Here is a 22,735-nt window from a genome sequence, read left to right on the forward strand (position 1 = left end):
CGAGCGAACCGACGAGGCCGAGACCGTCCATGGTCGGTGTGCGCCCGGCGCGGTGAAAAGGGATGCGAGTCGAGACGCGACGCGCGGACTCCGACCCGCTCGGGTCGGCCGCCTCAGGCGACCTCTTCGAGCGGCGGCCGGACGCGGATCGATCCGGCGACCGACTCCGGAAGGCTCTGTTCGCGCCCGTCGTCGAGTCGGACGGTGAGCATGCCGAACGGGGCCACGTCGACGACCTCGAACTCGGTGCCGGGGGTGATGCCGGCGTCTTCGAGGTAGGCGAGTTCTTCCTCGTCGCGGTCGCTGACGCGGACGACGGTCACCCGGTCGCCCTCGCGGTGGTCGCTGAGCCGGGTCGAGTCGTCCTCCTCCAGCGGTTCGAGGTCGGCCCCGGGGATGGGGTCGCCGTGCGGGTCGACCGTCGGGTCGTCGAGGGCGTCGGCCATCCGTCGTTCGAACACCTCGCTGATGTGGTGTTCCAGCGCGTCGGCCTCGTCGTGCACCTCGGCCCACGAGTAGTCGAGGTGCTCCGTCAGGTACGCCTCGAGGAGGCGGTGGTGCCGGAGCACTTCGAGCGCGACCGTCTCCCCCTCCTCCGTGAGTTCGACCCCCTTGTACTTCTCGCGCTCGACGAGCCCCCGCTCTTCGAGCTTGCCGACCATGCTCGTCACCGTCGGCGGGGTCTTGCCGAGGTAGTCGGCGATGGCGGAGGTGGAGACGGGCGGGCCGCCCTCAGCCTGGAGGACGTAGATCGCCTTCAGGTAGTCCTCCATCACGTCGCTGAGCATGCGTCGCTCTAGACGCGTCTAACGCAAATATCTGCTGGGTCAAATCGGTCGGACGGGCGCGGCGGGATCGCTCCGGCGCGGTGGGGACGACCCGCCGGTTCGGATCCCGACCGCGCCGGCGCTAGATCCCCTGTCCCATCAAGTGACTGCGGAGCACGTCGGGGGTCTTCCCGCCCGCTTCGGTGTTGAGGACGACGATCGTGGCGTCCTCGTCGAATTCGCCGGTTTCGCCGTCGGATCCGCCGGCCAGCTTCCACGCGGCCGCGGCGGCCGCGCCGCCGGCGACGCCCACCTCGATTCCCTCTCCGCGAGCCACGGCGACCGCGCTCTCGAGGACGTCGGCGTCGTCGACCGCGACGGCCCCGCCGTCGGTCGCGGCGAGCGCCGAGAGCGCGAGTTCGCCGCCCGCGGGGGCCGGAATCTCCAGCTCGCCGCAGATGGTGTCGGGCGTCGTCCACGGCTCCGGCGCGTCGAGGCCGCGCTCCCACGCGGCGGCGACGGGCGCGCACCCGCTCGGCTGGGCGGCGTACAGCGCCGGGACGTCGTCGACCAGCCCGAGCTCCCGGCACTCTCGGAAGCCCTTCTCGACCCCGGCGAGCACCTCGCCGGATCCCGTCGGGACGACCGCCGCGTCCGGGACCGCCCAGTCCAGCGCCGCGAGGATCTCGTACGCCGCGGTCTTTATTCCCTCGTGACGGTACGGCGTGTCGAACGCCGCGAGCGAGTGCCACCCCTCCTCGCGCTCCGCTTCGAACGCGGCGAGCGCGTCGGGGTACCGCCCACCGACGACCCGCATGTCGCCGCCGTGGACGTTCACCATCGCCTTGTTCGAGAAGGCGGCGCGGGCGGGGACGAACGCGCGCGACTCCATCCCCGCGCGCCCGGCGTAGGCGGCGGCCGACTGCGCCCCGTTGCCGGGCGAGGCGAGCGCCACGTCGGCGACGCCGAGCGCCCACGCGGCGGTCGTCGCGACCGACAGCCCGCGGTCGAGGACGGTCCCGGTCGGGTTTCGCCCCTCGTCTTTGACGAGCACGCGCCCGACGCCGAGTTCGGCCGCGAGCGACGGGGCTTCGACGAGCGGCGTCCCGCCCTCCCCGATCGAGACCGCGTCGGCCGCGGCGAAGGGCAGGAGATCGACGGTATCCCACATCGATCCCCCTCCCGCTCCCTCGAACGCGGTTCGGTCGGCGACCGCCGCATCGTACTCCGGGTCGAGCGGCCCGCCGCAGGCCGGACACCGCCCCGACTCGATCCCCTCGACCGTCTCGCCGCACGCGGCGCAGGCGAGGCCGCGGAACGCCTCCGTCGTCTCCATGCGCGGTGGTTCGGCGCGACCGACTAAGGCCTTCCCGTCTGCGCGACGCCGTGCTCGCGAGCGCGAGGCGGCGTCCGCGTCCGTTCGCGCTCCCCGGTCGCGACGGTTCGGCGCGCGAGAACCCCGGTGGGACTTAATATCTCCCCGGAGAAGTGTGCGATATGGACGAGGACGCTTCCGTCGTCGTCGCGGGCGCGGGGCTGGCCGGCCTCGTTGCGGCCCGTCGACTGGCCGACGCCGGCGCGGACGTGACGGTGTACGAACGCCGCGAGGAGGTCGGGGGGCGGGTGCGAACGCTCCGGCGGGACGGGTTCGCGCTCGACCGCGGCTTTCAGGTGCTCTTCACGGCCTACCCGATGGTCAGGCGGGAACTCGACCTCGACGCGCTCGACCTCCGCGCGTTCGACCCGGGCGCGTGCATCGCCCGCCCGGACGCTCGATCGATCATCTCCGACCCGCTTCGCGACCCGGGGTCGCTCCCCGAGACGCTCGCCTCCCGGGAGATCACGACGACCGACAAACTCCGGACGCTCGCGCTCCGCCAGCACGTCCGCAGCAGGGAAGAGCGGGAGTTCTTCCACGGCCCGGACGCCACGATCCGCGAGTACCTCCGCGACTGGGGGTTCTCGGCGAAGTACGTCCGGAATTTCGTCGCGCCCTTCTACGGCGGGATCACGCTCGATCGGTCGCTTTCGACCTCGAAACACGTCTTCGAGTACACGTTCCGCGCGCTGAGCGAGGGTCGGATCGCGGTTCCGGCGGAGGGGATGGGGAACGTCCCCGAGCAACTGGCGACGCGCGCCAGCGAGGCCGGAGCCGAGATCCGACTCGACGAGGCCGTAGAGGCCGTAGAGGACGACGGGTCGTCCGTCGAGGTGACGACGGCGACCGGCACCGACGAGGCGGACGTCGCGGTCGTCGCGACCGATCCGCGGGCGGCGCGGGAACTCACGGGCGTCGAGGCCGTCCCGACGAGGGCCAGGGGCTGCGTCACGCAGTACTACAGCCTCCCGCGCGGATCGGAGCTGGGCGTCGGAAAGCGGCTCGTCCTCAACGCGACCGACGCCTCTCCGAACACGGTCGTCCCGCTCTCCGCCGTCGCGCCCGAGTACGCCCCGCCGGACTACGAACTGCTGAACGCGACGTTCCTCGGCGAGGAGGCACAGGAGGCGGACGAGGGGGCGCTCGCGGCGGAGACGAAGGCGGCGCTCGCGTCGTGGTTCCCCGAGCGGAGCTTCGAGTCGCTCGAAGTCGTCCACACGGAGCGCGTCCCGTTCGCGCAGTTCGCCCAGCCGCCGGGGATCTACGACCGCCTCCCCGACCCGCGCGCGGCCGGCGGCCGGACGTACCTCGCCGGCGACTACACGCAGTGGTCGTCGATCCAGGGCGCGATGAAGAGCGGCCACGGGGCCGCCGACGCGGTGCTCTCGGATCGCTGAGGCCGCTTCAGGGCGTGATGACCGCCCGTCCCTCGATCTCGCCGTGTTCGAGGCGCTCGGCGACGGTGTTCACCTTGTCGAGGCCGTAGCGCGTGGTCCGGAGGTCGACGTCGCCGCGTTCGACCAGCGCGACCAGTTCCTGCAACTCGGTGTACTTCCCGACGAGCGTCCCGCGGTACGCGAACTCGCCGTTGACGAGCGTCTGCGACGGTTCGTGGACGTGTCCGCCGTAGCCGACGACGTGGTGGTCGCCGCCGGCGGCGGTGATGTCCGGCCCGTACGCGGTCGTCTCGTCGCGGCCGACGAAGTCGATCACCTGCTGCGCGCCGACGCCGTCCGTGATGCCGTCGATCGCGTCCGCCACGTCCTCGGAGGTCGGGTCGACGGTGTGGTGCGCGCCGAGTTCCGACGCGAGGTCGCGCGCCTCCTCCTTCAGGTCGATCGCGGTGATCGTCACGGGGCTCATCGCCTCCAGACACTGCAGGCCGATGTGTCCGAGGCCGCCGACGCCGATGATCACCGCGTGGTCGCCCGGGTTGAGTTCGCGGTCGGCCTTCTTGACGGCGTGGTAGGCCGTGATGCCGGCGTCGGCGTGCGGGGCGATGTCCGTCGCGTCGACGTCCGCCGGCAGCGGGATGACGGACCGCTCGGCGGTGGGCAGGTACTCCGCGAACCCGCCGTCGGTCGTCAGCCCGGGGAAGTCGAGGTTCTCGCAGTACATGTCCTCCCCGAGGCGGCAGGAGCGACACCGCCCGCAGGTCATCACCGGGTGACAGATCACCGCGTCGCCCTCCGAGACGAGGTCGACCTCGTCGCCGACCTCGACGACCTCGCCCGCGTTCTCGTGGCCGAGCGTCATCGGCAGGTCCTGTTCGACGTAATCGGTCCACATCCCCTCGATGATGTGGTTGTCGGTCTGACACCACCCCGCGCCCTCGACCTCGACGATCACGCCGTCGGAGCGCGCGATCTCCGGTCGGTCGATCTCCTCGACGGTCAGCGCCTCGCTCATGTCCTCCGTGTACTCGTGGAGCCTGGCCGCTTGCATGACGGTAACCCGTGCCACCCTCAGCGCCAAAGGTGTTGCGTGCGTTTCTCGGCGGAAAAACTCACTCGGAGGTCGATTTCCTCCCGAGTGGATAGCAACGAACGACTGCGAGATAGTAACGAACTATAATGATGTATGCGCCCGAACCCCACCGTGCTATGTACCGACACGAGGGAGAGGACGTGTTCGTCATCGACTCGCACGTCCACTTCTGGGACGCGAGCGAGGAGAACATCACGCACGACGGCGGCGAGCAGTTCATCCGGTGTTTTCACGACTACCACACGGGGTTCACGCCCGAAGAGCGTCGGTGGACGCTCGAAGAGTACCGGAAGTACTCGCCCGAGCGGATGGTCCGGGACGTGTTCGGGGAGGGCTACGTCGACGTGGCGATCTTCCAGCCGACGTACCTCTCCGACTTCTACGCGAACGGGTTCAACACGATCGAGCGCAACGCCGAACTCGCCGAGGAGCACCCGGAGCGGTTCGTCCTGAACGGCCGGTTCGACCCGCGCGACGGCGAGGCGGGCCTCCGCGAACTCGAACGGCAGAAGGAGCGGTACGACGTCAAGGGGGTGAAGCTGTACACGGCGGAGTGGCGCGGCGACTCGAAGGGCTGGCGGCTCGATTCGGAGGAGTGCTTCGAGTATCTCGAAAAGTGCGCGGAGCTCGGGATCACCAACATCCACCCGCACAAGGGGCCGACGATCCGACCGCTCAACCGCGACGCGTTCGACGTGAGCGACGTCGACGACGCGGCCACGTCGTTCCCGGGCCTCAACTTCGTCGTCGAGCACGTCGGCCTCCCGCGGCTGGACGACTTCTGTTGGATCGCCGCGCAGGAGCCGAACGTCTACGGCGGCCTCGCGGTCGCCGCGCCGTTCGCCGAGGTCCGGCCGAAGAAGTTCGGCGAGATCATGGGCGAACTGCTCTTTTGGCTCGGCGAGGACCGGATCCTCTTCGGCAGCGACTACGCCATCTGGGAGCCCGAGTGGCTCATCGAGGCGGTGATGGAGGCGGAGCTGTCGCCCGAACAGCGGAAGGAGTACGGCGTCGAGTTCGACCACGAGACGAAGAAGAAGGTCATGGGCGAGAACGCCGCGGAGCTGTACGACATCGACCTCGAGGAACGGAAGCGGCAACTGCGCGACGACGCCGTCAGCGCCGAGTTCGGCCTCGGCGACGCCGACGGCGAGGCCGCCGCGGACTGATCCATGTCCGACGCGAACCAGGATCCGGAAACGCCGACGCGCGGGGCCGTCCTCGACCGACTCGACCGGGTGACCGACCCGGAACTCGACCGGTCTCTCGTCGAACTGGACTACGTCGACGAGATCGAGATCGCCCCGCCGACGGTCCGGGTGGCGTTCTCGCTGCCGACCGCGTGGTGCTCCCCCGCGTTCGCGTGGATGATGGCGATCGACGCCCGCGAGTCGGTCGAAGCCCTCCCCGGCGTCGACGTCGCCGTCGTCGAACTCCGCGACCACCTGCACGACGCGGAGATCAACCGGGGCGTAAACGGCGATCTGTCGTTCGCCGAGGCGTTCCCGGACGCCGACGGGGACGTGGCGGCCGTGCGGCGCGACCTCGACGCGAAGGCCCGCCTCGCCCGCCAGTACCGCGCGGTCTCGACGTTACTCGACGCGGGGCTCTCGCCCGAACAGATCGTCGACCTCGTCCCGTCGGACGTCGATCTGGACGACGAGACGGGCGTCGGCGCGGTGTTCGTCCGCGACGGGGCCGTCGGCGTCTCGTTCCCGGCCGACCCCCTCGCGGCGTACGTCGAGAAGGCGCGGGCGACGGGGCTCGTCGCCGGGGGTGGGGACTCGAAGGCCCGCGACGGGGCGAACGCCGAGTCGGAGGGGCCGCTCTTCAGAACCCCCGAGGGCGAACCGATTTCCCTCGACGAGTTCGACCTCGTCCACCGCCGCGCCCGGTCGGCGCACGTGAACCTCGACGGGCAGGGCGGCGTCTGCGCGTACCTCCACGAGGCGCGGCACGGCGACCGCGCCGCGTCGGTCGGGGAGTGAGCGGGATCCCGGGGCCCTCGGACTCGGCGTTCAGAGCAGCCGCCGGAACGTCCCGAGGGGCGGAAACCACAGCGTCTCGTGGCTCTCGCGGTCGTAGACGACCGGTCGAAGCGCGTCCGCGTCGGTGACGAGCGGCGACCCGAAGTCCGCGGTCCGCATGCCGTTCACCGTCGCGCCCGCAGCCAGCCGATTGAACGCCGGGAGCATCAGCACGTCCGCGCCGCGGTACGTTCCCTCGCCGTAGAGGTAACAGGGGCGCTTTCGCCCCTCGATGGCGATGGCCGGGTGGTCGTGGCCGACGACGTACAGCGCCGCCTCGGCGTCGGGCTCCTCGTGGCCGTGACAGACGACGGCGTCGCCGACGCGGTGTTCGTCGCGAACGGGCCCGTCCCACGCCTCGCGGAGGAGCGCGTCGTGGTTCCCGGCGACGAGCACCGGCCGCGCGTCGGCCTCGCGGACCGCGCCGACGAGACCGCGTAGGCTCGCTCGGGCGTCGGCGGAGAGGCCGGAGAAGCTGTGGAGGACGTCGCCCGCGAACACCACCTCGTCGGGGGAGAAGTGACGGAGAAGCGCCGAGAGGCGATCTTCGAGGTCCGAGCGCTCGCCGAGGGGGAACTCGACGCTCGACGCCTCGTCGCGGCCGACGTGGGCGTCTGCGACCACGAGCGTCGCCGCTCCGTCGAGGAACGCCGCCCGGTCGCGGAACGTCAGGTCGTCCCGGCTCACGTCCCCGAAGAGGACGCACAGCGGTAAATTACTGCCGTCGCGCGTCCACACGCTTTTAACGGCTCCACGCCACCTTCGGACATGGACGGAGCCCTGGAGGACAAACGCACCGCGACCCGATTTCGCATCCTCGTCGAGATCGCGGACCGCCAGCCGGCGGTGAGTCAGGGCGAGATCGCGGAGGCGCTCGGCGTCACCAGCCAGGCGGTCAGCGAGTACATCCGCGCGCTCGTGGCCGACGGGCTCGTCGAGAAGGAAGGTCGCTCGCGCTACCGCGTCACGAAGGAGGGCGTCGACTGGCTGTTCCGCGAGGCGAACGCGATCAGGCGCTACGCAGATCACGTCACGGAGGACGTGCTCGAAAGCGTCCAGGAGGACGCGGCCATCGCGACGGCGGACGTCGAGGCGGGTCGGACGGTCACGTTGACGATCGAGGACGGGCTGCTTCATGCGACCCCCGGATCCGACGGGCCGGCGACCGGCGTCGCGCGGACGGACGCCGAGGCGGGGACGGACGTGAGCGTCACCGGCTTCGAGGGCGTCATCGAGATGGACCCCGGCCGCGTGACGGTCGTGCAGGTGCCGTCGATCCGGGCGGGGGGCAGCCGCGCGGTCGACCTCGACGACGTCTCGACCGCCTGCGACGGGGCGGATCTCGTCGTCGCATCGGGCGTCGAGGCCGTCGTCGCGCTGCGGCGCGCGGGCGTCGAGCCGGCGGCGACCGTCGCGACGGGGGAGATCGCGACCGAGGCGGCGGCGCGCGGGCAGTCCGTGACGGTCGTCGCGACGTCCGACGCCGTCGGCCGAGTGACGGACGCGCTCCGGGACGGCGACGTCGCGTACGACGCGATCGAAGCGTAGGCGTTCCGACGGGGGACCGCTCGAATCAGTCCGCGTAGTCGCTCGCGACCGCGTACGCCTCGCGGAGTCGCCGGAACTCCTCCCTGTCGCCGCCGTGGTCGGGGTGCGCGTCTTTCACCTGCGAGCGGTAGGCGCTCCGAACGTCTCCGACGCTCGCGGTCGCCGGGAGGCCGAGTCGACCGAAGGCGGCCCTGACGGCGTCGGGAGCGTCGACGAAGTCGGCGTCTCTCTCGGGCGTCTCGAACGGGAGGCGTCTCCCGATCGCCGCGCCGGGCATCTCGTGCTCGCAGAGGACGGCGTACGTGCCGCTACGCTCGATGTGAAAGTACGCGTGGGCGTCGAAGGTGATGGCGACGTCGCGCGCCGGAAGGTAGAAGGCGATCGTGCGCCCGTGGATCGAGTGATCCTCGACGAACGGCTCGCCGATGGACGAGAGGTAGTCCCGTATCTCGGCGCGCCGTCGGGCGGTGCCGTCGATCCGCCGCGATTCGTCGATCGGCGCGGTCGGATAGAGGCGGTCCCCGACGACGAAGATGCCGGCGAACAGGGCCGTGACCGCCGCGCCGAGACCGAGCCCGACGAGCAGCCACGGAGGGACGAAAGAGAGCCACTCCGGCAGCACGCGCTTTCTTAGGCGTCGAAGCGTAAAGAATCGCTCGCCGGCTAGAGCATCCCCTCCGCTCGGAGGCCCTCCATCACGTCGTCGACGAGGGACTCGGCGGAGTCGTACGGGAAGCTCTGGTGGCTGCCCAGCTTGGCGGCCATCTCCATCGCGGTGAAGCTCACCTCGCCGTCGCCGGCCTCGAACTTCGTGCCCGGACCGTTCGGCAGCGCCGGGACGAGATCCATCTGGTTTTTCACGGGGTAGTCCGCCCCGCCGAACGCTTCGAGGAGCTGCTCGCGGAGTTCCGCTTCGACCGCTTCGTCTGCCATGGCTACCCATGCTCCCAACGGGCGCAAAAACGTTCCGGAACCGCTGAAAACCCCGCGTGCGTTTATCTCGGGTCGACCGCTCGACGCCGCTCGTCGCGAATCCGCCGACGCGTCCGGCGGAGACGGGCGCGAAGAGCGCCGCGCGAGCGGACTGACGGTCGAGTGCGACGCCCCGGAGACGCGCGTGGCTTCCCGAACCCGGAGAGCGGAAACCAAAGTATTCACTACGGCCCGCCCCCAACCGCCGTCCATGACTGACGGCAACGAGGACTTCTCCCGCCGGACGTTCCTCCGCTCGGCGACGGTGGGGCTCGCCGCGGCCGGCGCGGCTGCGACCGCGGCCGCACAGGAGGGGAACGAGTCCGGCGGCAACGAGTCCGGGGGTAACGAATCGGCCGGAAACGAATCCGGGGGTAACGAGTCGTCCGGAAATGAGTCGTCCGGAAATGAGTCGTCAGGAAACGAATCCGGCGGCAACGAGTCCGGTGGAAACGAGTCGGGCGGCGGCGGTGGCGGCGGTGGCGGCTCCGAGGAGGTCATCGTCGGTCCCGGCGGCGACCTCGTCTTCGATCCCGAGGACCTCGAAATCACCCCCGGGACGACGGTGACGTTCGTCTGGGAGTCGGACGGGCACAACGTCGTGCCGAACGAGGGCGACTGGGGCCACGAGAACATCGAGAACTCGGGCTTCGAGTACGAACACACGTTCGAGGAGGAAGCGGAGTACGAGTACGTCTGTACGCCGCACGAATCGGCCGGCATGGTCGGAACGATCGCGGTCTCCGAGGACGCCGGAGGCGGCGGCGGTGGCGGAGGAGCGGCGGTTCCGACCGTCCCCAACAGCGCGAAGTCGCTGGGCGTCGCCACGACGTTCGCGATGGTGACGACGCTCGGGCTCGCGTACTTTTTCATCAAGTACGGCGGCGACTACGACGTGCCCGAGTGACGGTCGCAGAACAGTCACTGTTCGGGCGACCGGCCGCATCGGCGGTCCCGCTTTTTTCAACCGGGAGAGCTGTCCGCGGGCGCACGCGTCGTCGCGATGGCGAAGCGCGACTCCTCGGAAAATCGCGACAGGCGGCTTCGCGGTCACGTTTCCTCTCGTTCACCGTTGTTGATTCGCTTCGTCCAGTCTGTGATAGTGAGTGATTCGGACTCAATCCAACTGCTCGTTTCTCGAATATATTACCTTCATGAACGTTTGATCTGACCGATACATATTTGCGGCCACGTCGAGTACGCCCCGTCGGCGGACGAGACGGAACTCGACGCGCTTCGGCCGAGCGTCTGGGCAACGGTCGGTCGCGTGCGGTTGCGGTATCGGGCCGTCGAGGATCGCTCTCGTTCGATGTACGCAAATTATGGCGATTCGTATGTACGAGAACTGTCATACGGGCCTTTCCGGGCGACGACGCGGGCACAGGCACGGTCGAACACGCGGCCATCGGAGGTGTTCGCGGCGGTGATCGATTCGCACAACGCCGCGACCGACGGCGAACAGGGATCACCGCGGGATTCAGAGGCTCCCGCGGTGCTCGAGAACGACTACCAGCGGGAGATCGTACGGATACTCAAAGAACAGGGCGGCGAGTTGCACGTCTCCGAACTCGCGGCGGAACTCACGGAGCGCGACGAAGGCGACCGCACCCGCTGGCAGCGGGCGGCGGCGCGGGGACAGAGCGTCGTCCCCGAGTGGGTTTTCTGCCTCATGAGCCTCGGTGGGTTGGTCAGCGTCGTGGGGTCGTACCTCGAACTCACGGCCTTCACCGCGCTCTCTACCGCCTCCTGGGCTGGACTCGCGTTCGGACTCCTCGCCGTCGTGCGAATCTACTCGGTGTCACAGTAGGTCCGAGCCTCGTTCGCGGCGCGTTGGTGTCTCAAAGGAAGCCGTAGCCGTCGAGAGCGTCGCGGTAGCAGTCGAGATACCGCTCCAGCACCGACTCGCGATCGAACGCCTCGAACGCGTCGTTCGTCGTCGCGCGCTCGACCGCTGCCGCCGCGATCAACTCGTCCGCGAGTTCCTGGGGGTTCGTGACCAGCCGTCCTCGCTCGCACCCCTCGACGAGTTCGTGGGCGCTGGAGCCGGCCTGGTACTCGACGATCCCGACGCACCCGCACGCGAGAGCCCGAAGCAGGTCCGTCGGGAAGGGCTCCCGGGTCGCGGTCTGCGCGAAGGCGTGTGCGCCCTTGAGAATCGGGACGCGCTCCTCGGGAGGGAGGTCGCCGAGGAACTCGACCCGGTCGTCGATCCGGAGGTCGCGAGCGGTCCGCTCGGCCCGGTCGCGCTCCGATCCGTCGCCGACGACCGTCGCGCGCCAGTCCCTGTCGCGCAGTTCGGCCAGCGCGAGGAGGAAGCTCTCGACGTTCGCGTCCTCGTCGAGGTCGCGGGCGTAGACGACGTCCGCCCGGTTGTCGACGGGCACGTCCCGCACGAGCGAGAGGTCGATGCTCTCGGGGATCACCCGGACGTCCCCCTCGCTCGCGCCGTGTTCTCTCACCCGCGTCTTGACGGTCTCGGACGGGGCGACGACGGCGTCGGCCGACCGCGCGGCCCGGCGGTATCCCCGGGACGGATCGTTCGCGACGTCGCGCCACCAGTCGACGACGAGGGGCGTCCGGAGGAGCCGCCCGGCAGCCCCGGCCGCGACGACGTGCGACGGCGGGCTGTTGACCGCCTGAATCACGTCCGGGCGGACCTTCCGGAGCGCGAAGGGGAGCTTCGAGGCGAACGATCGCTTCGAGGGCGTCCCCGTCACCGCCCGGTAGACGACGTCCTCGCGTTCGAACTCGGGGTCGTCGCCGTCCCACCACCGCGCGCACAACACCGTCGCCTCGTGACCGCGGGCCGAGAGCGCCTCGGCGACGCGGCGCGTCCGCCGGACCGACCGCTCCCGTGCGGGCGACGCGATCATCGAGACGAACCCGACGTGCATACGCGCCGCGTCGGAGCGGTTCGACAAAAACCCTCGCCTTTCGGACATGAGTCGCGGCGTCGCGGACGCCGGTCGAGCGCCCCCGGCGGTCCCCGTCCGATCGCCCCGGCGGACCCGTCCGATCGCCCCGGCGGACCCGTCCGATCGCCTCGACCGCCTCGACGCGAAACGTTTTGCCGCGCGCGCCGGAGACCGACACCATGGCGACGTACGACATCGAGCGCTACCTCAACGTCCGCAGCGCCTACGGGGCGTCGTTCGCCCCCGACGGCGAGCGGCTGTCGTTCCTGATGGACACAACCGGCACGCCGCAGGTGTGGACGGCGGACGGGCCGGGGCGGTGGCCCGAACAGCGCACCTTCTACGACGAACGGGTCACGTTCGCCTCGTGGTCCCCGGAGCGATCCGAGCTGATCTTCGGGATGGACGAGGGCGGCAACGAGCGGGCGCAGCTGTTCCGCCTCGACGCGTCCACGGGCGAGATCACGAACCTCACGCGGACGCCGGCGGCGAAGCACCGCTGGGGCGGCTGGAGCCACGACGGCGAGCGGTTCGCCTTCGCCTCCAACCGCCGGGACAACGCCGTCTTCGACGTGTACGTGCAGGACCGCGACGCCGTCGGCGAGGAGGCGGAACTGGTCCACGAGGGCGACGGCTGGCTCACGCTCGGCGGCTGGAGCCCCGACGACACCCGGCTCGTCGTCACCGAGGCGTACTCCAACTTCGATCAGGACGCGTACGTCCTCGACGTCGAGTCGGGAGAACTCGATCACGTCACGCCGCACGAGGGGACCGTCCGCCACCAGAGCGCGGAGTGGGGACCGGACGGCGAGAGCATCTACCTGGTCACGGACCGCGGCAGCGACACGCTCGAACTCGCCCGCGTCGACCTCGCGTCAGGCGACTTCGCCACGGTCGAGGACGGCGGCGAGTGGGAGCTCGACGGCGTGGCGATCGACGCCGACACCCGGCGGATCGTCTACTCGCGGAACGTCGAGGGGTACACCGAACTGACGGTCGGCGAACTCGTCGAACCGGATCGGATCGATCCGTTTCCGGCACCGGATCTCCCCGAGGGCGTCGCGGGCGGCGTCAGCTTCGACGAGGCCGGCGACCGGTTCGCGGTCACCGTCACCGGCAGCGCCGACAACACGAACGTCTACGTCGTCGACGCGCGGACGGGCGAGGCGGAGCGGTGGACGCGCGCCGCCACCGCGGGCATCCCCCGCGAGACGTTCGTCGAGCCGGAACTCGTCCACTACCCGACGTTCGACGGCCGGGATATCCCGGCGTTCTTCACGCTCCCGGACGCGGCGGACGGGGCGGGCACCACCCCGGTCGTCGTGGACATCCACGGAGGCCCCGAGTCGCAGCGTCGACCCTCGTTCGGCCCGGTCACGCAGTACTTCGTCGGGCGCGGGTACGCGGTGTTCGAGCCGAACGTCCGCGGGTCGGCGGGCTACGGCAAGGCGTACGGCCACCTCGACGACGTGGAAAAGCGGCTCGACGCGGTGGCCGACGTCGAGGCCGCCGTCGAGTGGCTCGCCGACCACCCGGCCGTCGACCCCGACCGGATCGTCGCGATGGGCGGCTCCTACGGCGGCTTCATGGTCCTCTCGGCGCTGACCGAGTATCCGGACCGCTGGGCCGCCGGGATCGACATCGTCGGCATCGCCAACTTCGTGACGTTCCTCGAAAACACGGGCGACTGGCGGCGCGAACTCCGCGAGGCCGAGTACGGGTCGCTCGCCGACGACAGGGGGTTCCTCGAATCGATCAGCCCGATCAACAACGTCGAGCGGATCCGCGCGCCACTCTTCGTCCTCCACGGGGAGAACGACCCGCGCGTGCCCGTCGGCGAGGCGGAGCAGATCGTCGAGCGGGCCCGCGAACAGGGCGTCCCCGTCCGGAAGCTGATCTTCGAGGACGAGGGTCACGGCTTCGCGAAGCTCGAAAACCGCATCGAGGCGTACTCCGCCATCGTGGACTTCCTCGACGAGCACGTCTGAGGGAGCAACCCGCGCTATCCATCAGGAACTTCCGTTAGAGTCAAACCGACGCACGGCGAATCCATCGCGTATGAGCGCAGACCAGGAACCGCGATCGATCCGGTGTCTCGTCGCGAAGGTCGGACTCGACGGACACGACAGGGGTGCGCACGTCATCGCCCGGGCGTTCCGCGACGCCGGGTTCGAGGTCATCTACTCCGGGCTCCACAGGGCGCCGGAGGAGATCGTGCAGGCGACGGTGCAGGAGGACGCGGACGTGCTCGGCATCTCCATCCTCTCGGGGGCGCACAACACGCTCGTCCCGAAGATCGTCGAGGGGCTGAAGGAGTACGACGCCTTCGACGACACGCTCATCATCGTCGGCGGGATCATCCCGGACGACGACCGCGAGAAATTAAAAGAGATGGGCGTCGCCGAGGTGTTCGGACCGGGGACGCCGATGAAGGAGACCATCGAGTTCGTCCGGAAGAACGCCCCGGAGCGACGATGAGTCGGGCGGAGGAGGCCGACGGCGACCTCGTAGCGCGGCTCCTCGACGGCGAACACCGCGCGCTCGCCCGCGCCATCACCAAGATCGAAAACCGCTCGCGGGGGTACCGGGAACTCGTCTCGGCGCTGCACCCCCACACCGGCGGAGCCGACGTCGTCGGGATCACCGGAAGCCCCGGTGCGGGCAAGTCGACGCTCGTGGACAAACTCGCCCGCACGTACCGCGACGCCGGTCTCACGGTCGGCGTGATCGGCGTCGATCCCTCGTCGCCCTTCACCGGCGGGGCCGTCCTCGGCGACCGCATCAGGATGGCCTCGAACGTCGGCGACATGGACGTGTTCTTCCGCTCGATGAGCGCGCGCGGCACCCTCGGCGGGCTCTCGACCGCGACCACGGACGCCGTGCGGGCGCTCGACGCGTTCGGAAAGGACAAGGTCCTCGTGGAGACGGTCGGCGCGGGGCAGAACGAGGTCGACGTCGTCCGCACCGCCGACACGGTCGCGGTGCTCGTCCAACCGGGCAGCGGCGACGACGTGCAGATGCTGAAGGCGGGAATCCTGGAGATCGGCGACGTGTTCGTCGTCAACAAGGCAGACATGGACGGCGCGGACCGGACCGTGAGCGAACTGGAGGAGATGATCCACCTGCGCGAGAACCCGCGCGCGAACCTCGACGCCGGCCACCACGGCGTCGCGGAACCGGGCGACACCCAAGCCGGGACCGACGCCGAGGCGGCGGCCGACGAGGAGGACGGCGACGGCTGGACGCCGACGGTCGTCGAGACGGTCGCGACGTCGGGCGAGGGCGTCGACGCGTTCGCCGAGGCGCTCTCGGCCCACCGCGAGTACCTGGAGTCGTCCGGCGCGCTGGTCGAGAAGACGCGGACGCGGCACGCGGAGGAGATCCGCCAGTTACTCCGCGCCGACGCCGCGGCGGTCTTAGAGCGCGAACTCGACCGCCGCGGGGGGATCGACGCGCTCGCCGAGGCGGTCAGCGAGCGCGAGACGGACCCCTACGCGGTCGCGGACGAGATCGTCGAACCGCTGCGCGAGTGCGTCGAGGGCGACGGGTAGCTTCCGGCTTCGACTCAGTCGTCCGTCGAGACGTCCCCCGACGGCCGTTCCCCGCCACCGTCGGTCCAGACGCCCGACGAGAAGTCGATCGCGTCGTTCCACTTCGCCGCCAGCGTGCTCACCGCGAGGTCGCCGGTCACGTTGTTCGCCGTCGCGAACCGCCCGAGGATGGGGTCGACGCCGGCGACGAGGCCGACGATCTCCAGCGGGAGGCCGAGCTGAGTCAGCACGACGGTGAGCATGACGAGCCCCGCGCCCGGCACGCCGGCCGTCCCGATGCTGATCAACACCGCGATGACGAGGACGCTCACCTGCTCCGCGAGCGCGAGCGGCTGCCCCACGACGTTCGCGGCGAACACGGCGGTCACCGCGAGCCGGATGGCCGCGCCGTCCATGTTGGCGGTCGATCCGAGCGGCAGCGAAAAGCCGTAGACGCTCTCGTCGATCCGAAGGTCGTCCTCGGCGTTCGCCATCGTCACCGGCAGCGTTCCGCTGCTCGACCGGGTGCTGAACGCGGTGATCATCGCGTCCTTCGCCCCGGCGAGGAACGCCGTCGGAGACTGACCGACCAGTCCGACGGTGATCACGCCCAGGTACGTGACCGTCACGTGGACGACGACCGCGAGCACGACCGTCGCGACCAGCATCGCGAGCGGAACCACCGCGCCGAGCCCCTCCTCGCCCAGCGAGGCGGCCATGAGCGCGAACACGCCGAGGACGCCGAACTCCATCACGCCCCAGACGATCTTGAAGAGCGCCTCGCTCGCGGCCTCCGCGACCGCGACGAGGCTCTCCGCGCCCGACCTGACCGCCTCGTCGTCGGTCGAGTCGGCGACGATCGCCAGCGCGAGGCCGAAGACGACGGTGAAGAAGATCGTCGCGAGGAGGTCGCCGCCCGCCATCGCGCCGATCGGGTTCTCCGGGACGATCCCGAGCGCGACGTCGACGAGGCTCGGCGGATCCGCGGAGTCCGCCTCGGCCCCGTCGAGCGTCACACCCGTCCCCGGATTCAGCAGGTTCGCGAAGGCGAGCCCGATCGCGGCCGCGACCGCCGTCGTCGCCGCGTACAGCCCGACGACGACGCCGCCGACCCGACCGAGCCGCTCGGGCGAGAGCCGCTGCACCCCCGCGAACAGCGTGACGACGACGATGGGGACGACGAGCATCTCCAGGAGGCGAAGGAAGAGGTCGCCGATCGGTGCCAGCGCGGTCGCCCGCTCGCCGGCGACGAGCCCCAGCGCCGACCCGAGAGCGAAGCCGACCGTGATCCGGTAGACGAGCGGGATCGAACGGTATCTCGACGGGAGATTCCAGAATGACGTACGCATGCGTACGGGACCGTACCGGCTCTCCGCCCCAACCGTTTTCGAACGCCGACGGGGTTGCGCCCGTTCGAGACGCCGTCACCGCCAGCGAACGCGCCGCACGGGCGGCGTCGAGCCCGTTGACGGCCGAGAGGACCCGCGGAACGGACGAACCGGTCCGTTCGGAAAGCGGGCAACGATTTCCGGAATCCGCCGCCGCGATCGTCGAACGGGACGGGCGGTCTACACATCCTATAAGTTCGTGGCAGACGTTGCCCCCGCCATGAACGTTCGACGAGCACTCGGCGTCGCCGCCGCCGGCGTCGGTCTGACCGCGCTCACGAACCGGGCCCTCCGACAGCGGGCGGGCGAACTCGAACCCGCCCTGATCGGCGAACAGAAGACGTTCCGGTGGCGCGGCATGGACGTCGCGTACACCGAAGCCGGCGACCCGGAGGCCCCCGACCTCGTGTTGCTCCACGGCATCAACGCCGCCGGGTCGAGCGGCGAGTTCCGGGCGACGTTCGACGACCTCGCCGCCGACTACCACGTGGTCGCCCCCGACCTCCCCGGCTTCGGGCGGTCGGACCGGCCGCCGCTTCGCTACTCGGCCCCGCTGTACGAGGACTTCGTCGCGGACTTCCTCGCCGAGTTCGACGCCCCCGCCGTCGTCGCCTCCTCGCTCACGAGCGCCTACGTCGCCGCGGCCCTTCGGGGCGACGAGGACGACGTCTCGCGGCTCGTGTTGATCTGTCCGACGACGAAGGCCGGCCCCGAGCCGAACCGGTGGGTCCGCGAACTCCTCCGCGCGCCGTTCGTCGGGACGGCCGCGTTCAACCTCCTCACTTCGAAGCCGTCCATCCGCTACTTCAACGCCGACCACGGCTACTACGACGCCGACGCGGTCTCGGACGAGTGGATAACCTACGAGTGGCGGACGAGCCACCAGCCGAACGCCCGCTTCGCGCCGGCGTCGTTCGTGAGCGGCTACCTCAACTCCGACGTGAGCCTGGGCGAGGCGCTCGCCGACCTCGACGTCCCCGTGACGCTCGTCTGGGGTCGCGAGGCCGACGTCACGCCGCTCTCGGACGGCCGCGATCTCGCGGAGGAAGCGGACGCGCGACTCGTCGTCTTCGACGACGCGCTGTTGCTCCCGCACGTCGAGCACGCCGAACAGTTCCTCGACACGCTCCGCGGGGAGCTGTCGCAGTCGGCGACGCGGGAGTAGCGAATCGAGCGGTCGCCCGATCCGGATTCCGATCAGCGCGGCCGGAAGACGACCAGCGAGCCGCCCCCGTCGCCTTCGGCGTCCCCGCGCGCTTCGGCGTCCGCCTCGACGGTCATCCCGACCGTCGCGTCGTCGGCGTCGACGCCGCGGAGGACGCCGGTGAGGCGCACGCCGCCGAAGTCACAGATCGCGGAGACGTAGGGCGCGTCGCCGGCGAACGTCGGCGCGGCGACGTGGACGACGCTGTAGGTCTCGACCGTGCCGGACGCGGGGAGCGCCGTCTCCCGGAGGTCGGGCGAGCCGCAGTGCGGACACGACCGACGCGGCGGGAGCGAGCCGTGCCCCTCGTCGCACTCGAGGTAGTACCCCTCGCCCGACGCGAGCGCCGCGAGCCACTCGTCGTATCCCGTCTCGCTCATTCGACCACCTCCAGCACGTGGACGACGGCGCTCGCGACCGTGCCGCCGGCGTTGTGCGTGAGTCCGACCCGGGCCCCGGAGACGGCGTCGCTGTTCGGGTGGTCGCCCCGCAGCAGCCGCGTCATCTCGACCAGCTGGCTGCCCCCCGTCGCGCCGACCGGGTGGCCCTTCGCCTTCAGCCCGCCCGAGAGGTTGACGGGGCGGTCGCCGCCGATCGCCGTCTCGCCCCGCCTCGCCGCGCCGATCCCCTCGCCCGGCTCGTAGAATCCGAGCGATTCGAGCGCCAGCACCTCGGCGACGGTGAAGCAGTCGTGCACCTCGGCGACGTCGACGTCCTCGGGGCCGCGGCCCGCGTCCGCGTACGCCTCCGCCGCCGCCGCCGTCGCCGCGGGCGTCCGCGCCAGGTGGTCGCGGTCCTGGAGCGCCATCTTGTCGCCGCCCTGTCCGGTGCCCGCGATCGACACCGGCGCGTCGAGGTCGTGCGCCTCGGCGTACTCGTCGCTCACGAGGACGAGCGCGCTCGCGCCGTCGGTGATCGGACAGGCGTCGTACAGGTGGAGCGGCTCCGCGACGGGCGGCGCGTCGAGCGCCCCTTCGACCGTGATCTCGCGCTGGTACTGCGCGAACTCGTTGTTCAGGGCGTGGCGGTGGTTCTTCACCGCGACGTGCGCCAGATCCTCCCGGGAACCGCCGAACGTTTCGAAGTAGGCGCGCGCCATGAGCGCGTACGCCCCGGGGAAGGTGATGCCGGCGCGGACCTCGTACAGTTCGTCGGCGGCGCTGGCCAGCGCCTCGGTCACGCCCGCCGTGTCGAGGTTGCTCATCCGCTCCATTCCGCCGACGAGCATCACGTCGCACTCGCCGGCTCGGATCGACTTCACCGCCTCGCGGGCGGCGACGCCGGACGACGCGCAGGCCTCCTCGTAGCGCGTCGCCGGGCACGAGAGCCCGGCGGCTTCGGCCATCAACGGCCCCTGGTGGCCCTGTCGCTCCGCGAACGCGCCCATGAAGTTCCCGTAGTTCAGGTGTTCTATGTCCTCCCGTGGAACGCCGGCGTCCTCGCGCGCGGCGAGGGCCGCCTCGGCGAAGAGATCCCGGCCGGTTCGGTCCGGAGTCCGCCCGAACCGGGTGAGTCCGACCCCGGCGACTCGTACGCGGGTCATGCACGAACGTAGATGATGGACCGGGTAAAGGCCTGCCGGAATCGACCGCCGTCGGGCGATGTTTTTCCTACGATCGTAGTGAACGACCCGGCCGGTCGGATCCGACTACCCCTCGCCGACCATCCGCTCTTCCTCCTCCCACTCGCGCTCCCGAAGCTCGTACTTTTGGATCTTCCCCGTCGCGGTCTTGGGCAGCTCGGCCACGAACTCGATCTCGCCCGGCACTTTGTACGTGGCGATGTTCTCCCGGCAGAACCGCACGAGGTCGTCCGTCGTCGCGTCCGGGTTCGCCGGGTCGCCGCTCGCCGGCACGACGAACGCCTTCGGCGTCTCCCCCCACTTTTCGCTCGGCGCGGGGATCACGGCCACGTCGCCGACGGCCTCGTGGTCGAACAGCGTGTCCTCCAGCTCGATGCTGGAGATGTTCTCCCCGCCGGAGATGATGATGTCCTTCTTCCTGTCCTGGATCGAGATCATTCCCCGCTCGTCGACGGTGGCGAGGTCGCCCATGTGGTAGTAGCCGGCGATGCGGTCGTTGAACGCCTCCTCCGTCTCCTCGGGTTTCTCCCAGTAGCCGTCCATCACCTGGTTGCCCCGGACGACGATCTCGCCGACGGTCCGTCCGTCCGCGGGGACGTCCTCGCCGTCCTCGTCGACGACGCGGACCTCGGTGCCGACGTACCCGATACCCTGGCGCTTTTTGATCGAAAAGCGCGAGTCGTCGTCCTGATCGAAGAAGCGGCGGGCGTCGGAGGTGGTGATGAGCGGCCCCGTCTCCGTCGCCCCGTACACGTGCTTTAAGTACCAGCCGAACTCGTCCTCGACGGTCCGGATGGTCGCCTCCGGCGGCGCCGCCCCGGCAGTCGCCACCCGGACCGGGTTCGCGCCGACCGTCTCCGGGTCGTGCTCGCGGTGGTAGTCCATGAGCATGTTCAGCACCGTCGGGGCCGCACAGAGGTAGGAGACGCCCTCCTCCCGGATCGCGTCGAAGACGAACGCCGCGTCGACGCCGCGGGTGCAGACGTGCTTCGCGCCGACGCCCGTGACCGCGAAGACGTGCCCCCACCCGTTGACGTGGAACATCGGCAGCGTCCACAGGTAGACGTCGTCGTCGCGGAGTTCCTGGTGCATCGTGACGAGGTAGGCGTGCAGCGTCTCCGTCCGGTGGGTTCGGCAGACGCCCTTCGGGTCGCCCGTCGTCCCGGAGGTGTAGTTGATCGTGATGACCTCGTCCTCGCTCATCTCCGGGCGGTCGTAGTCGGTCGACTCCGCGATCACCTCGTCGAACGACTCCCACTCGCGGTCGCCCTCGACCGCGCCGGGGTCGTTCGTCACGAACGTCTCCGTCGGCACCTCGTCTCTGATCGCGTCGATCGCCGCCGCGTACTCGTAGTCCGCGTAGATCGCCTTCACGCCGGCGTCGTTCAGGATGTACTCGAAGTCCTTCGGGACGAGCCGGTAGTTGAGCGGCGTGTGGATCGCGCCGAGCTGCATCGCGCCGTAGGCGGCTTCGAGGTGGTAGTGCGTGTTCGGGTCGAGCACCGCGACGCGGTCGCCCTTCTCCACGCCCCGAGCCTGCAGGGCCGCGGCGAAGCCGTCCGACCGCTCGCCGAGTTCGGCGTAGGTGTACCGCTCGCCGGTGGTCGCGAGCACCGCCTCCTCGTCGGCGTAGTGCCGTCGAGCCCGGTCGAGAAAGTCCGTCGCCAGCAGTGGTTTCTCCATGCGCGAATTCTTTTGCAACGTTCATGATATACGTTGCGGGCGCGGAAACGTTCGCCGCGGGCGCGACGGCGCGGCGTCTCCGACTCATCCCCGTCGGAACGCCGCCGTCGTCGCGGTTCTCCCCTCCGGAACGTGGCCGACCGGGTGGCACAGTATCCCTCCGTACCACTACCCACAAAAATGTCATGTCGCGCCGGCCCGTTCCCGAGATAATGGCGCTATCGGACTACACTGGACGCCGCCCGGGGGGAACGAACGGCCGGACGCGGATCGTTCGCATCGTTCGTCACCACCGGTGGGACCCGGAGGACGACGCGGTGAAGCCGTGCATCAACTGCGGGGAGCGCTTACAGCTCCACGAACGACACGTGCTCGTGACGCTCGACGAGGGGGCGTCGGGCGACGCCCGGTATCACCTCTGCGACGAATCCTGCGTTCGGCGGTGGGTCGACGGCGAGTGAGGCGTCCCTCGAAACGGACTCGATCGCGTTCGAGGGGCGACCTCAGGGCCGACCCTACGTCCCGTCCTTCGCGGCTTCGAGCGACCAGAAGAAGCCGTAGTAGGCGACGACCCCGGCGAACATCGCGAGGTAGTACGCCCACCGCGGTCCCTGGAGCAGTTCGAAGACGATCGACACGACGGTCACCCACGCCATGGCGAACACGAGGTCGACGAACATGCCGGACCGGTTCTCCCGGACGTGCGCGCGGATCGCCTCGAATCGGCTCACGGTTCACCCCGTCGGGCGTTCCCGTTCGCCGTCCCCCGGCGGTCGATCGCGCTCACGCGTCATCCCCCGTCTCGCTCGTCGACGACGAGGACGGGCCGGTGGGTCGACCGCAGCACCCGCTCCGTGACGCTTCCGAGCAGGGCGCGGCTGACGCCCGACCGGCCGTGGCTCCCCATCACGACGAGGTCGACGTCCTCGTCGTCGGCGTACCGCGAGATGACCCTGTGCGGTCGGCCGACGCGGATCTCCTCTCTGGCCTCGATCCCGCGCTCGCGCGCGGCGGCGGCGACCGCGCCCGTGGCCTCGTCGGCCTTGGCTTCGAGTTCCTCCATCTCGCCGAACTTCCCCTGTCGGATGCGCTCGACCTGCTCCGTACCCAGACTGAGGTTGACCGCTTCGATGTCGACGACGTACAGCGCGTGGAGTTCGGCTCCGTACCGCTCCGCGAGGTCGACCGCGTGATCGACCGCGAGCTCCGCGACGGCGCTTCCGTCGGTCGGAACGAGGATGCGTTCGTACATCG

General features: G+C 70.2%; 24 protein-coding genes. 11 read left to right on the forward strand and 13 right to left on the reverse strand.

Annotated elements, in window-relative coordinates; all coding sequences use genetic code 11:
• Positions 1-113 precede the first annotated feature (113 nt).
• Both C3L37_RS12350 and C3L37_RS12355 read right to left on the reverse strand, forming a co-directional pair.
• Positions 114-788, reverse strand: a complete 675-nt coding sequence (locus C3L37_RS12350) for a metal-dependent transcriptional regulator (protein ID WP_129114916.1) — start codon at positions 786-788, stop codon at positions 114-116.
• A 121-nt stretch (positions 789-909) separates the two neighbouring features.
• A complete protein-coding gene (locus C3L37_RS12355; protein WP_129114917.1) occupies positions 910-2,103 on the reverse strand; it encodes a threonine synthase in 1,194 nt (397 codons plus the stop codon).
• A gap of 161 nt (positions 2,104-2,264) precedes the next feature.
• Here C3L37_RS12355 and C3L37_RS12360 point away from each other — a divergent pair, with 161 nt between their 5' ends.
• Positions 2,265-3,542 (forward strand): NAD(P)/FAD-dependent oxidoreductase, encoded by a 1,278-nt coding sequence (locus C3L37_RS12360; RefSeq protein ID WP_129114918.1) that lies wholly within the window; start codon positions 2,265-2,267, stop codon positions 3,540-3,542.
• 7 nt (positions 3,543-3,549) lie between these two features.
• Here the strand turns inward: C3L37_RS12360 and C3L37_RS12365 are convergent, their stop codons facing one another.
• Positions 3,550-4,590, reverse strand: coding sequence for an NAD(P)-dependent alcohol dehydrogenase (locus C3L37_RS12365; RefSeq protein ID WP_129114919.1), 1,041 nt, complete (start codon positions 4,588-4,590; stop codon positions 3,550-3,552).
• Between the two features lie 158 nt (positions 4,591-4,748).
• Between C3L37_RS12365 and C3L37_RS12370 the strand changes: the two genes are divergently transcribed.
• A complete protein-coding gene (locus C3L37_RS12370; RefSeq protein ID WP_129114920.1) occupies positions 4,749-5,801 on the forward strand; it encodes an amidohydrolase family protein in 1,053 nt (350 codons plus the stop codon).
• Between the two features lie 3 nt (positions 5,802-5,804).
• Positions 5,805-6,620 (forward strand): iron-sulfur cluster assembly protein, encoded by an 816-nt coding sequence (locus C3L37_RS12375; protein ID WP_129114921.1) that lies wholly within the window; start codon positions 5,805-5,807, stop codon positions 6,618-6,620.
• Between the two features lie 30 nt (positions 6,621-6,650).
• Here C3L37_RS12375 and C3L37_RS12380 read toward each other — a convergent pair whose 3' ends face one another.
• Positions 6,651-7,346 carry a metallophosphoesterase gene (locus C3L37_RS12380; protein ID WP_228546221.1) on the reverse strand — a complete coding sequence of 232 codons (696 nt, stop codon included), beginning with the start codon at positions 7,344-7,346 and terminating at the stop codon, positions 6,651-6,653.
• Positions 7,347-7,427: 81 nt separating this feature from the next.
• On the opposite strand from C3L37_RS12380, the gene C3L37_RS12385 reads away from it, so the two are divergent.
• On the forward strand, positions 7,428-8,207 hold the full coding sequence (locus tag C3L37_RS12385) for a DUF7839 domain-containing protein (RefSeq protein ID WP_129114922.1): 780 nt from the start codon (positions 7,428-7,430) through the stop codon (positions 8,205-8,207).
• Between the two features lie 25 nt (positions 8,208-8,232).
• Here the strand turns inward: C3L37_RS12385 and C3L37_RS12390 are convergent, their stop codons facing one another.
• Positions 8,233-8,829: a J domain-containing protein gene (locus C3L37_RS12390; protein ID WP_129114923.1), complete on the reverse strand. Its 597-nt coding sequence runs from the start codon at positions 8,827-8,829 to the stop codon at positions 8,233-8,235.
• Positions 8,830-8,870: 41 nt separating this feature from the next.
• Positions 8,871-9,140 (reverse strand): MTH865 family protein, encoded by a 270-nt coding sequence (locus C3L37_RS12395; protein WP_129114924.1) that lies wholly within the window; start codon positions 9,138-9,140, stop codon positions 8,871-8,873.
• A 250-nt stretch (positions 9,141-9,390) separates the two neighbouring features.
• Between C3L37_RS12395 and C3L37_RS12400 the strand changes: the two genes are divergently transcribed.
• Positions 9,391-10,086, forward strand: coding sequence for a plastocyanin/azurin family copper-binding protein (locus tag C3L37_RS12400; RefSeq protein ID WP_129114925.1), 696 nt, complete (start codon positions 9,391-9,393; stop codon positions 10,084-10,086).
• Positions 10,087-10,602: 516 nt separating this feature from the next.
• Positions 10,603-10,986 (forward strand): hypothetical protein, encoded by a 384-nt coding sequence (locus C3L37_RS12405; protein ID WP_129114926.1) that lies wholly within the window; start codon positions 10,603-10,605, stop codon positions 10,984-10,986.
• Positions 10,987-11,017: 31 nt separating this feature from the next.
• Here the strand turns inward: C3L37_RS12405 and C3L37_RS12410 are convergent, their stop codons facing one another.
• A complete protein-coding gene (locus tag C3L37_RS12410) occupies positions 11,018-12,073 on the reverse strand; it encodes a glycosyltransferase (protein WP_129114927.1) in 1,056 nt (351 codons plus the stop codon).
• 200 nt (positions 12,074-12,273) lie between these two features.
• Between C3L37_RS12410 and C3L37_RS12415 the strand changes: the two genes are divergently transcribed.
• The 3 genes from C3L37_RS12415 to meaB all read left to right on the forward strand — a co-directional run bounded on the left by C3L37_RS12415 (position 12,274) and on the right by meaB (position 15,645).
• Positions 12,274-14,082, forward strand: a complete 1,809-nt coding sequence (locus tag C3L37_RS12415) for a S9 family peptidase (RefSeq protein WP_129114928.1) — start codon at positions 12,274-12,276, stop codon at positions 14,080-14,082.
• A 70-nt stretch (positions 14,083-14,152) separates the two neighbouring features.
• Positions 14,153-14,572, forward strand: coding sequence for a cobalamin B12-binding domain-containing protein (locus tag C3L37_RS12420; RefSeq protein ID WP_129114929.1), 420 nt, complete (start codon positions 14,153-14,155; stop codon positions 14,570-14,572).
• Positions 14,569-15,645 (forward strand): methylmalonyl Co-A mutase-associated GTPase MeaB, encoded by a 1,077-nt coding sequence (meaB, locus tag C3L37_RS12425; protein ID WP_129114930.1) that lies wholly within the window; start codon positions 14,569-14,571, stop codon positions 15,643-15,645. The genes C3L37_RS12420 and meaB overlap by 4 nt, the downstream gene beginning before the upstream one ends.
• Before the next feature lie 14 nt (positions 15,646-15,659).
• Here meaB and C3L37_RS12430 read toward each other — a convergent pair whose 3' ends face one another.
• Positions 15,660-16,973, reverse strand: a complete 1,314-nt coding sequence (locus tag C3L37_RS12430) for a dicarboxylate/amino acid:cation symporter (RefSeq protein WP_129114931.1) — start codon at positions 16,971-16,973, stop codon at positions 15,660-15,662.
• Between the two features lie 259 nt (positions 16,974-17,232).
• On the opposite strand from C3L37_RS12430, the gene C3L37_RS12435 reads away from it, so the two are divergent.
• On the forward strand, positions 17,233-18,177 hold the full coding sequence (locus C3L37_RS12435) for an alpha/beta fold hydrolase (RefSeq protein ID WP_129114932.1): 945 nt from the start codon (positions 17,233-17,235) through the stop codon (positions 18,175-18,177).
• Between the two features lie 32 nt (positions 18,178-18,209).
• Here C3L37_RS12435 and C3L37_RS12440 read toward each other — a convergent pair whose 3' ends face one another.
• The 3 genes from C3L37_RS12440 to C3L37_RS12450 all read right to left on the reverse strand — a co-directional run bounded on the left by C3L37_RS12440 (position 18,210) and on the right by C3L37_RS12450 (position 21,481).
• A complete protein-coding gene (locus C3L37_RS12440) occupies positions 18,210-18,596 on the reverse strand; it encodes a Zn-ribbon domain-containing OB-fold protein (protein ID WP_129114933.1) in 387 nt (128 codons plus the stop codon).
• Positions 18,593-19,759 (reverse strand): thiolase domain-containing protein, encoded by a 1,167-nt coding sequence (locus tag C3L37_RS12445; RefSeq protein WP_129114934.1) that lies wholly within the window; start codon positions 19,757-19,759, stop codon positions 18,593-18,595. The genes C3L37_RS12440 and C3L37_RS12445 overlap by 4 nt, the downstream gene beginning before the upstream one ends.
• A 105-nt stretch (positions 19,760-19,864) precedes the next feature.
• On the reverse strand, positions 19,865-21,481 hold the full coding sequence (locus tag C3L37_RS12450; RefSeq protein ID WP_129114935.1) for a long-chain-fatty-acid--CoA ligase: 1,617 nt from the start codon (positions 21,479-21,481) through the stop codon (positions 19,865-19,867).
• A gap of 212 nt (positions 21,482-21,693) precedes the next feature.
• Between C3L37_RS12450 and C3L37_RS12455 the strand changes: the two genes are divergently transcribed.
• Positions 21,694-21,942, forward strand: a complete 249-nt coding sequence (locus tag C3L37_RS12455) for a DUF7576 family protein (RefSeq protein ID WP_129114936.1) — start codon at positions 21,694-21,696, stop codon at positions 21,940-21,942.
• A gap of 54 nt (positions 21,943-21,996) precedes the next feature.
• On the opposite strand, the gene C3L37_RS12460 is transcribed toward C3L37_RS12455, so the two are convergent.
• Entirely contained in the window at positions 21,997-22,212 is a 216-nt protein-coding gene (locus C3L37_RS12460) for a hypothetical protein (RefSeq protein WP_129114937.1), read from the reverse strand.
• Positions 22,213-22,271: 59 nt separating this feature from the next.
• Positions 22,272-22,733: a universal stress protein gene (locus tag C3L37_RS12465; RefSeq protein ID WP_129114938.1), complete on the reverse strand. Its 462-nt coding sequence runs from the start codon at positions 22,731-22,733 to the stop codon at positions 22,272-22,274.
• Positions 22,734-22,735: the final 2 nt, after the last annotated feature.

The organism is Halegenticoccus tardaugens (genome assembly GCF_004116405.1).
GTDB classification, from domain to species: domain Archaea; phylum Halobacteriota; class Halobacteria; order Halobacteriales; family Haloferacaceae; genus Halegenticoccus; species Halegenticoccus tardaugens.

What these genes read in the sequence shown, in the direction of transcription:
- C3L37_RS12420 (WP_129114929.1), top strand. Translation starts at nt 14,153, where the DNA reads ATGAGCGCAGACCAGGAACCGCGATCGATCCGGTGTCTCGTCGCGAAG.
- C3L37_RS12395 (WP_129114924.1), bottom strand. Translation starts at nt 9,140, where the DNA reads ATGGCAGACGAAGCGGTCGAAGCGGAACTCCGCGAGCAGCTCCTCGAA.
- meaB (WP_129114930.1), top strand. Translation starts at nt 14,569, where the DNA reads ATGAGTCGGGCGGAGGAGGCCGACGGCGACCTCGTAGCGCGGCTCCTC.
- C3L37_RS12415 (WP_129114928.1), top strand. Translation starts at nt 12,274, where the DNA reads ATGGCGACGTACGACATCGAGCGCTACCTCAACGTCCGCAGCGCCTAC.
- C3L37_RS12450 (WP_129114935.1), bottom strand. Translation starts at nt 21,481, where the DNA reads ATGGAGAAACCACTGCTGGCGACGGACTTTCTCGACCGGGCTCGACGG.
- C3L37_RS12445 (WP_129114934.1), bottom strand. Translation starts at nt 19,759, where the DNA reads ATGACCCGCGTACGAGTCGCCGGGGTCGGACTCACCCGGTTCGGGCGG.
- C3L37_RS12440 (WP_129114933.1), bottom strand. Translation starts at nt 18,596, where the DNA reads ATGAGCGAGACGGGATACGACGAGTGGCTCGCGGCGCTCGCGTCGGGC.
- C3L37_RS12430 (WP_129114931.1), bottom strand. Translation starts at nt 16,973, where the DNA reads ATGCGTACGTCATTCTGGAATCTCCCGTCGAGATACCGTTCGATCCCG.
- C3L37_RS12365 (WP_129114919.1), bottom strand. Translation starts at nt 4,590, where the DNA reads ATGCAAGCGGCCAGGCTCCACGAGTACACGGAGGACATGAGCGAGGCG.
- C3L37_RS12355 (WP_129114917.1), bottom strand. Translation starts at nt 2,103, where the DNA reads ATGGAGACGACGGAGGCGTTCCGCGGCCTCGCCTGCGCCGCGTGCGGC.
- C3L37_RS12465 (WP_129114938.1), bottom strand. Translation starts at nt 22,733, where the DNA reads ATGTACGAACGCATCCTCGTTCCGACCGACGGAAGCGCCGTCGCGGAG.
- C3L37_RS12435 (WP_129114932.1), top strand. Translation starts at nt 17,233, where the DNA reads ATGAACGTTCGACGAGCACTCGGCGTCGCCGCCGCCGGCGTCGGTCTG.
- C3L37_RS12385 (WP_129114922.1), top strand. Translation starts at nt 7,428, where the DNA reads ATGGACGGAGCCCTGGAGGACAAACGCACCGCGACCCGATTTCGCATC.
- C3L37_RS12455 (WP_129114936.1), top strand. Translation starts at nt 21,694, where the DNA reads ATGGCGCTATCGGACTACACTGGACGCCGCCCGGGGGGAACGAACGGC.
- C3L37_RS12400 (WP_129114925.1), top strand. Translation starts at nt 9,391, where the DNA reads ATGACTGACGGCAACGAGGACTTCTCCCGCCGGACGTTCCTCCGCTCG.
- C3L37_RS12375 (WP_129114921.1), top strand. Translation starts at nt 5,805, where the DNA reads ATGTCCGACGCGAACCAGGATCCGGAAACGCCGACGCGCGGGGCCGTC.
- C3L37_RS12370 (WP_129114920.1), top strand. Translation starts at nt 4,749, where the DNA reads ATGTACCGACACGAGGGAGAGGACGTGTTCGTCATCGACTCGCACGTC.
- C3L37_RS12360 (WP_129114918.1), top strand. Translation starts at nt 2,265, where the DNA reads ATGGACGAGGACGCTTCCGTCGTCGTCGCGGGCGCGGGGCTGGCCGGC.
- C3L37_RS12410 (WP_129114927.1), bottom strand. Translation starts at nt 12,073, where the DNA reads ATGCACGTCGGGTTCGTCTCGATGATCGCGTCGCCCGCACGGGAGCGG.
- C3L37_RS12350 (WP_129114916.1), bottom strand. Translation starts at nt 788, where the DNA reads ATGCTCAGCGACGTGATGGAGGACTACCTGAAGGCGATCTACGTCCTC.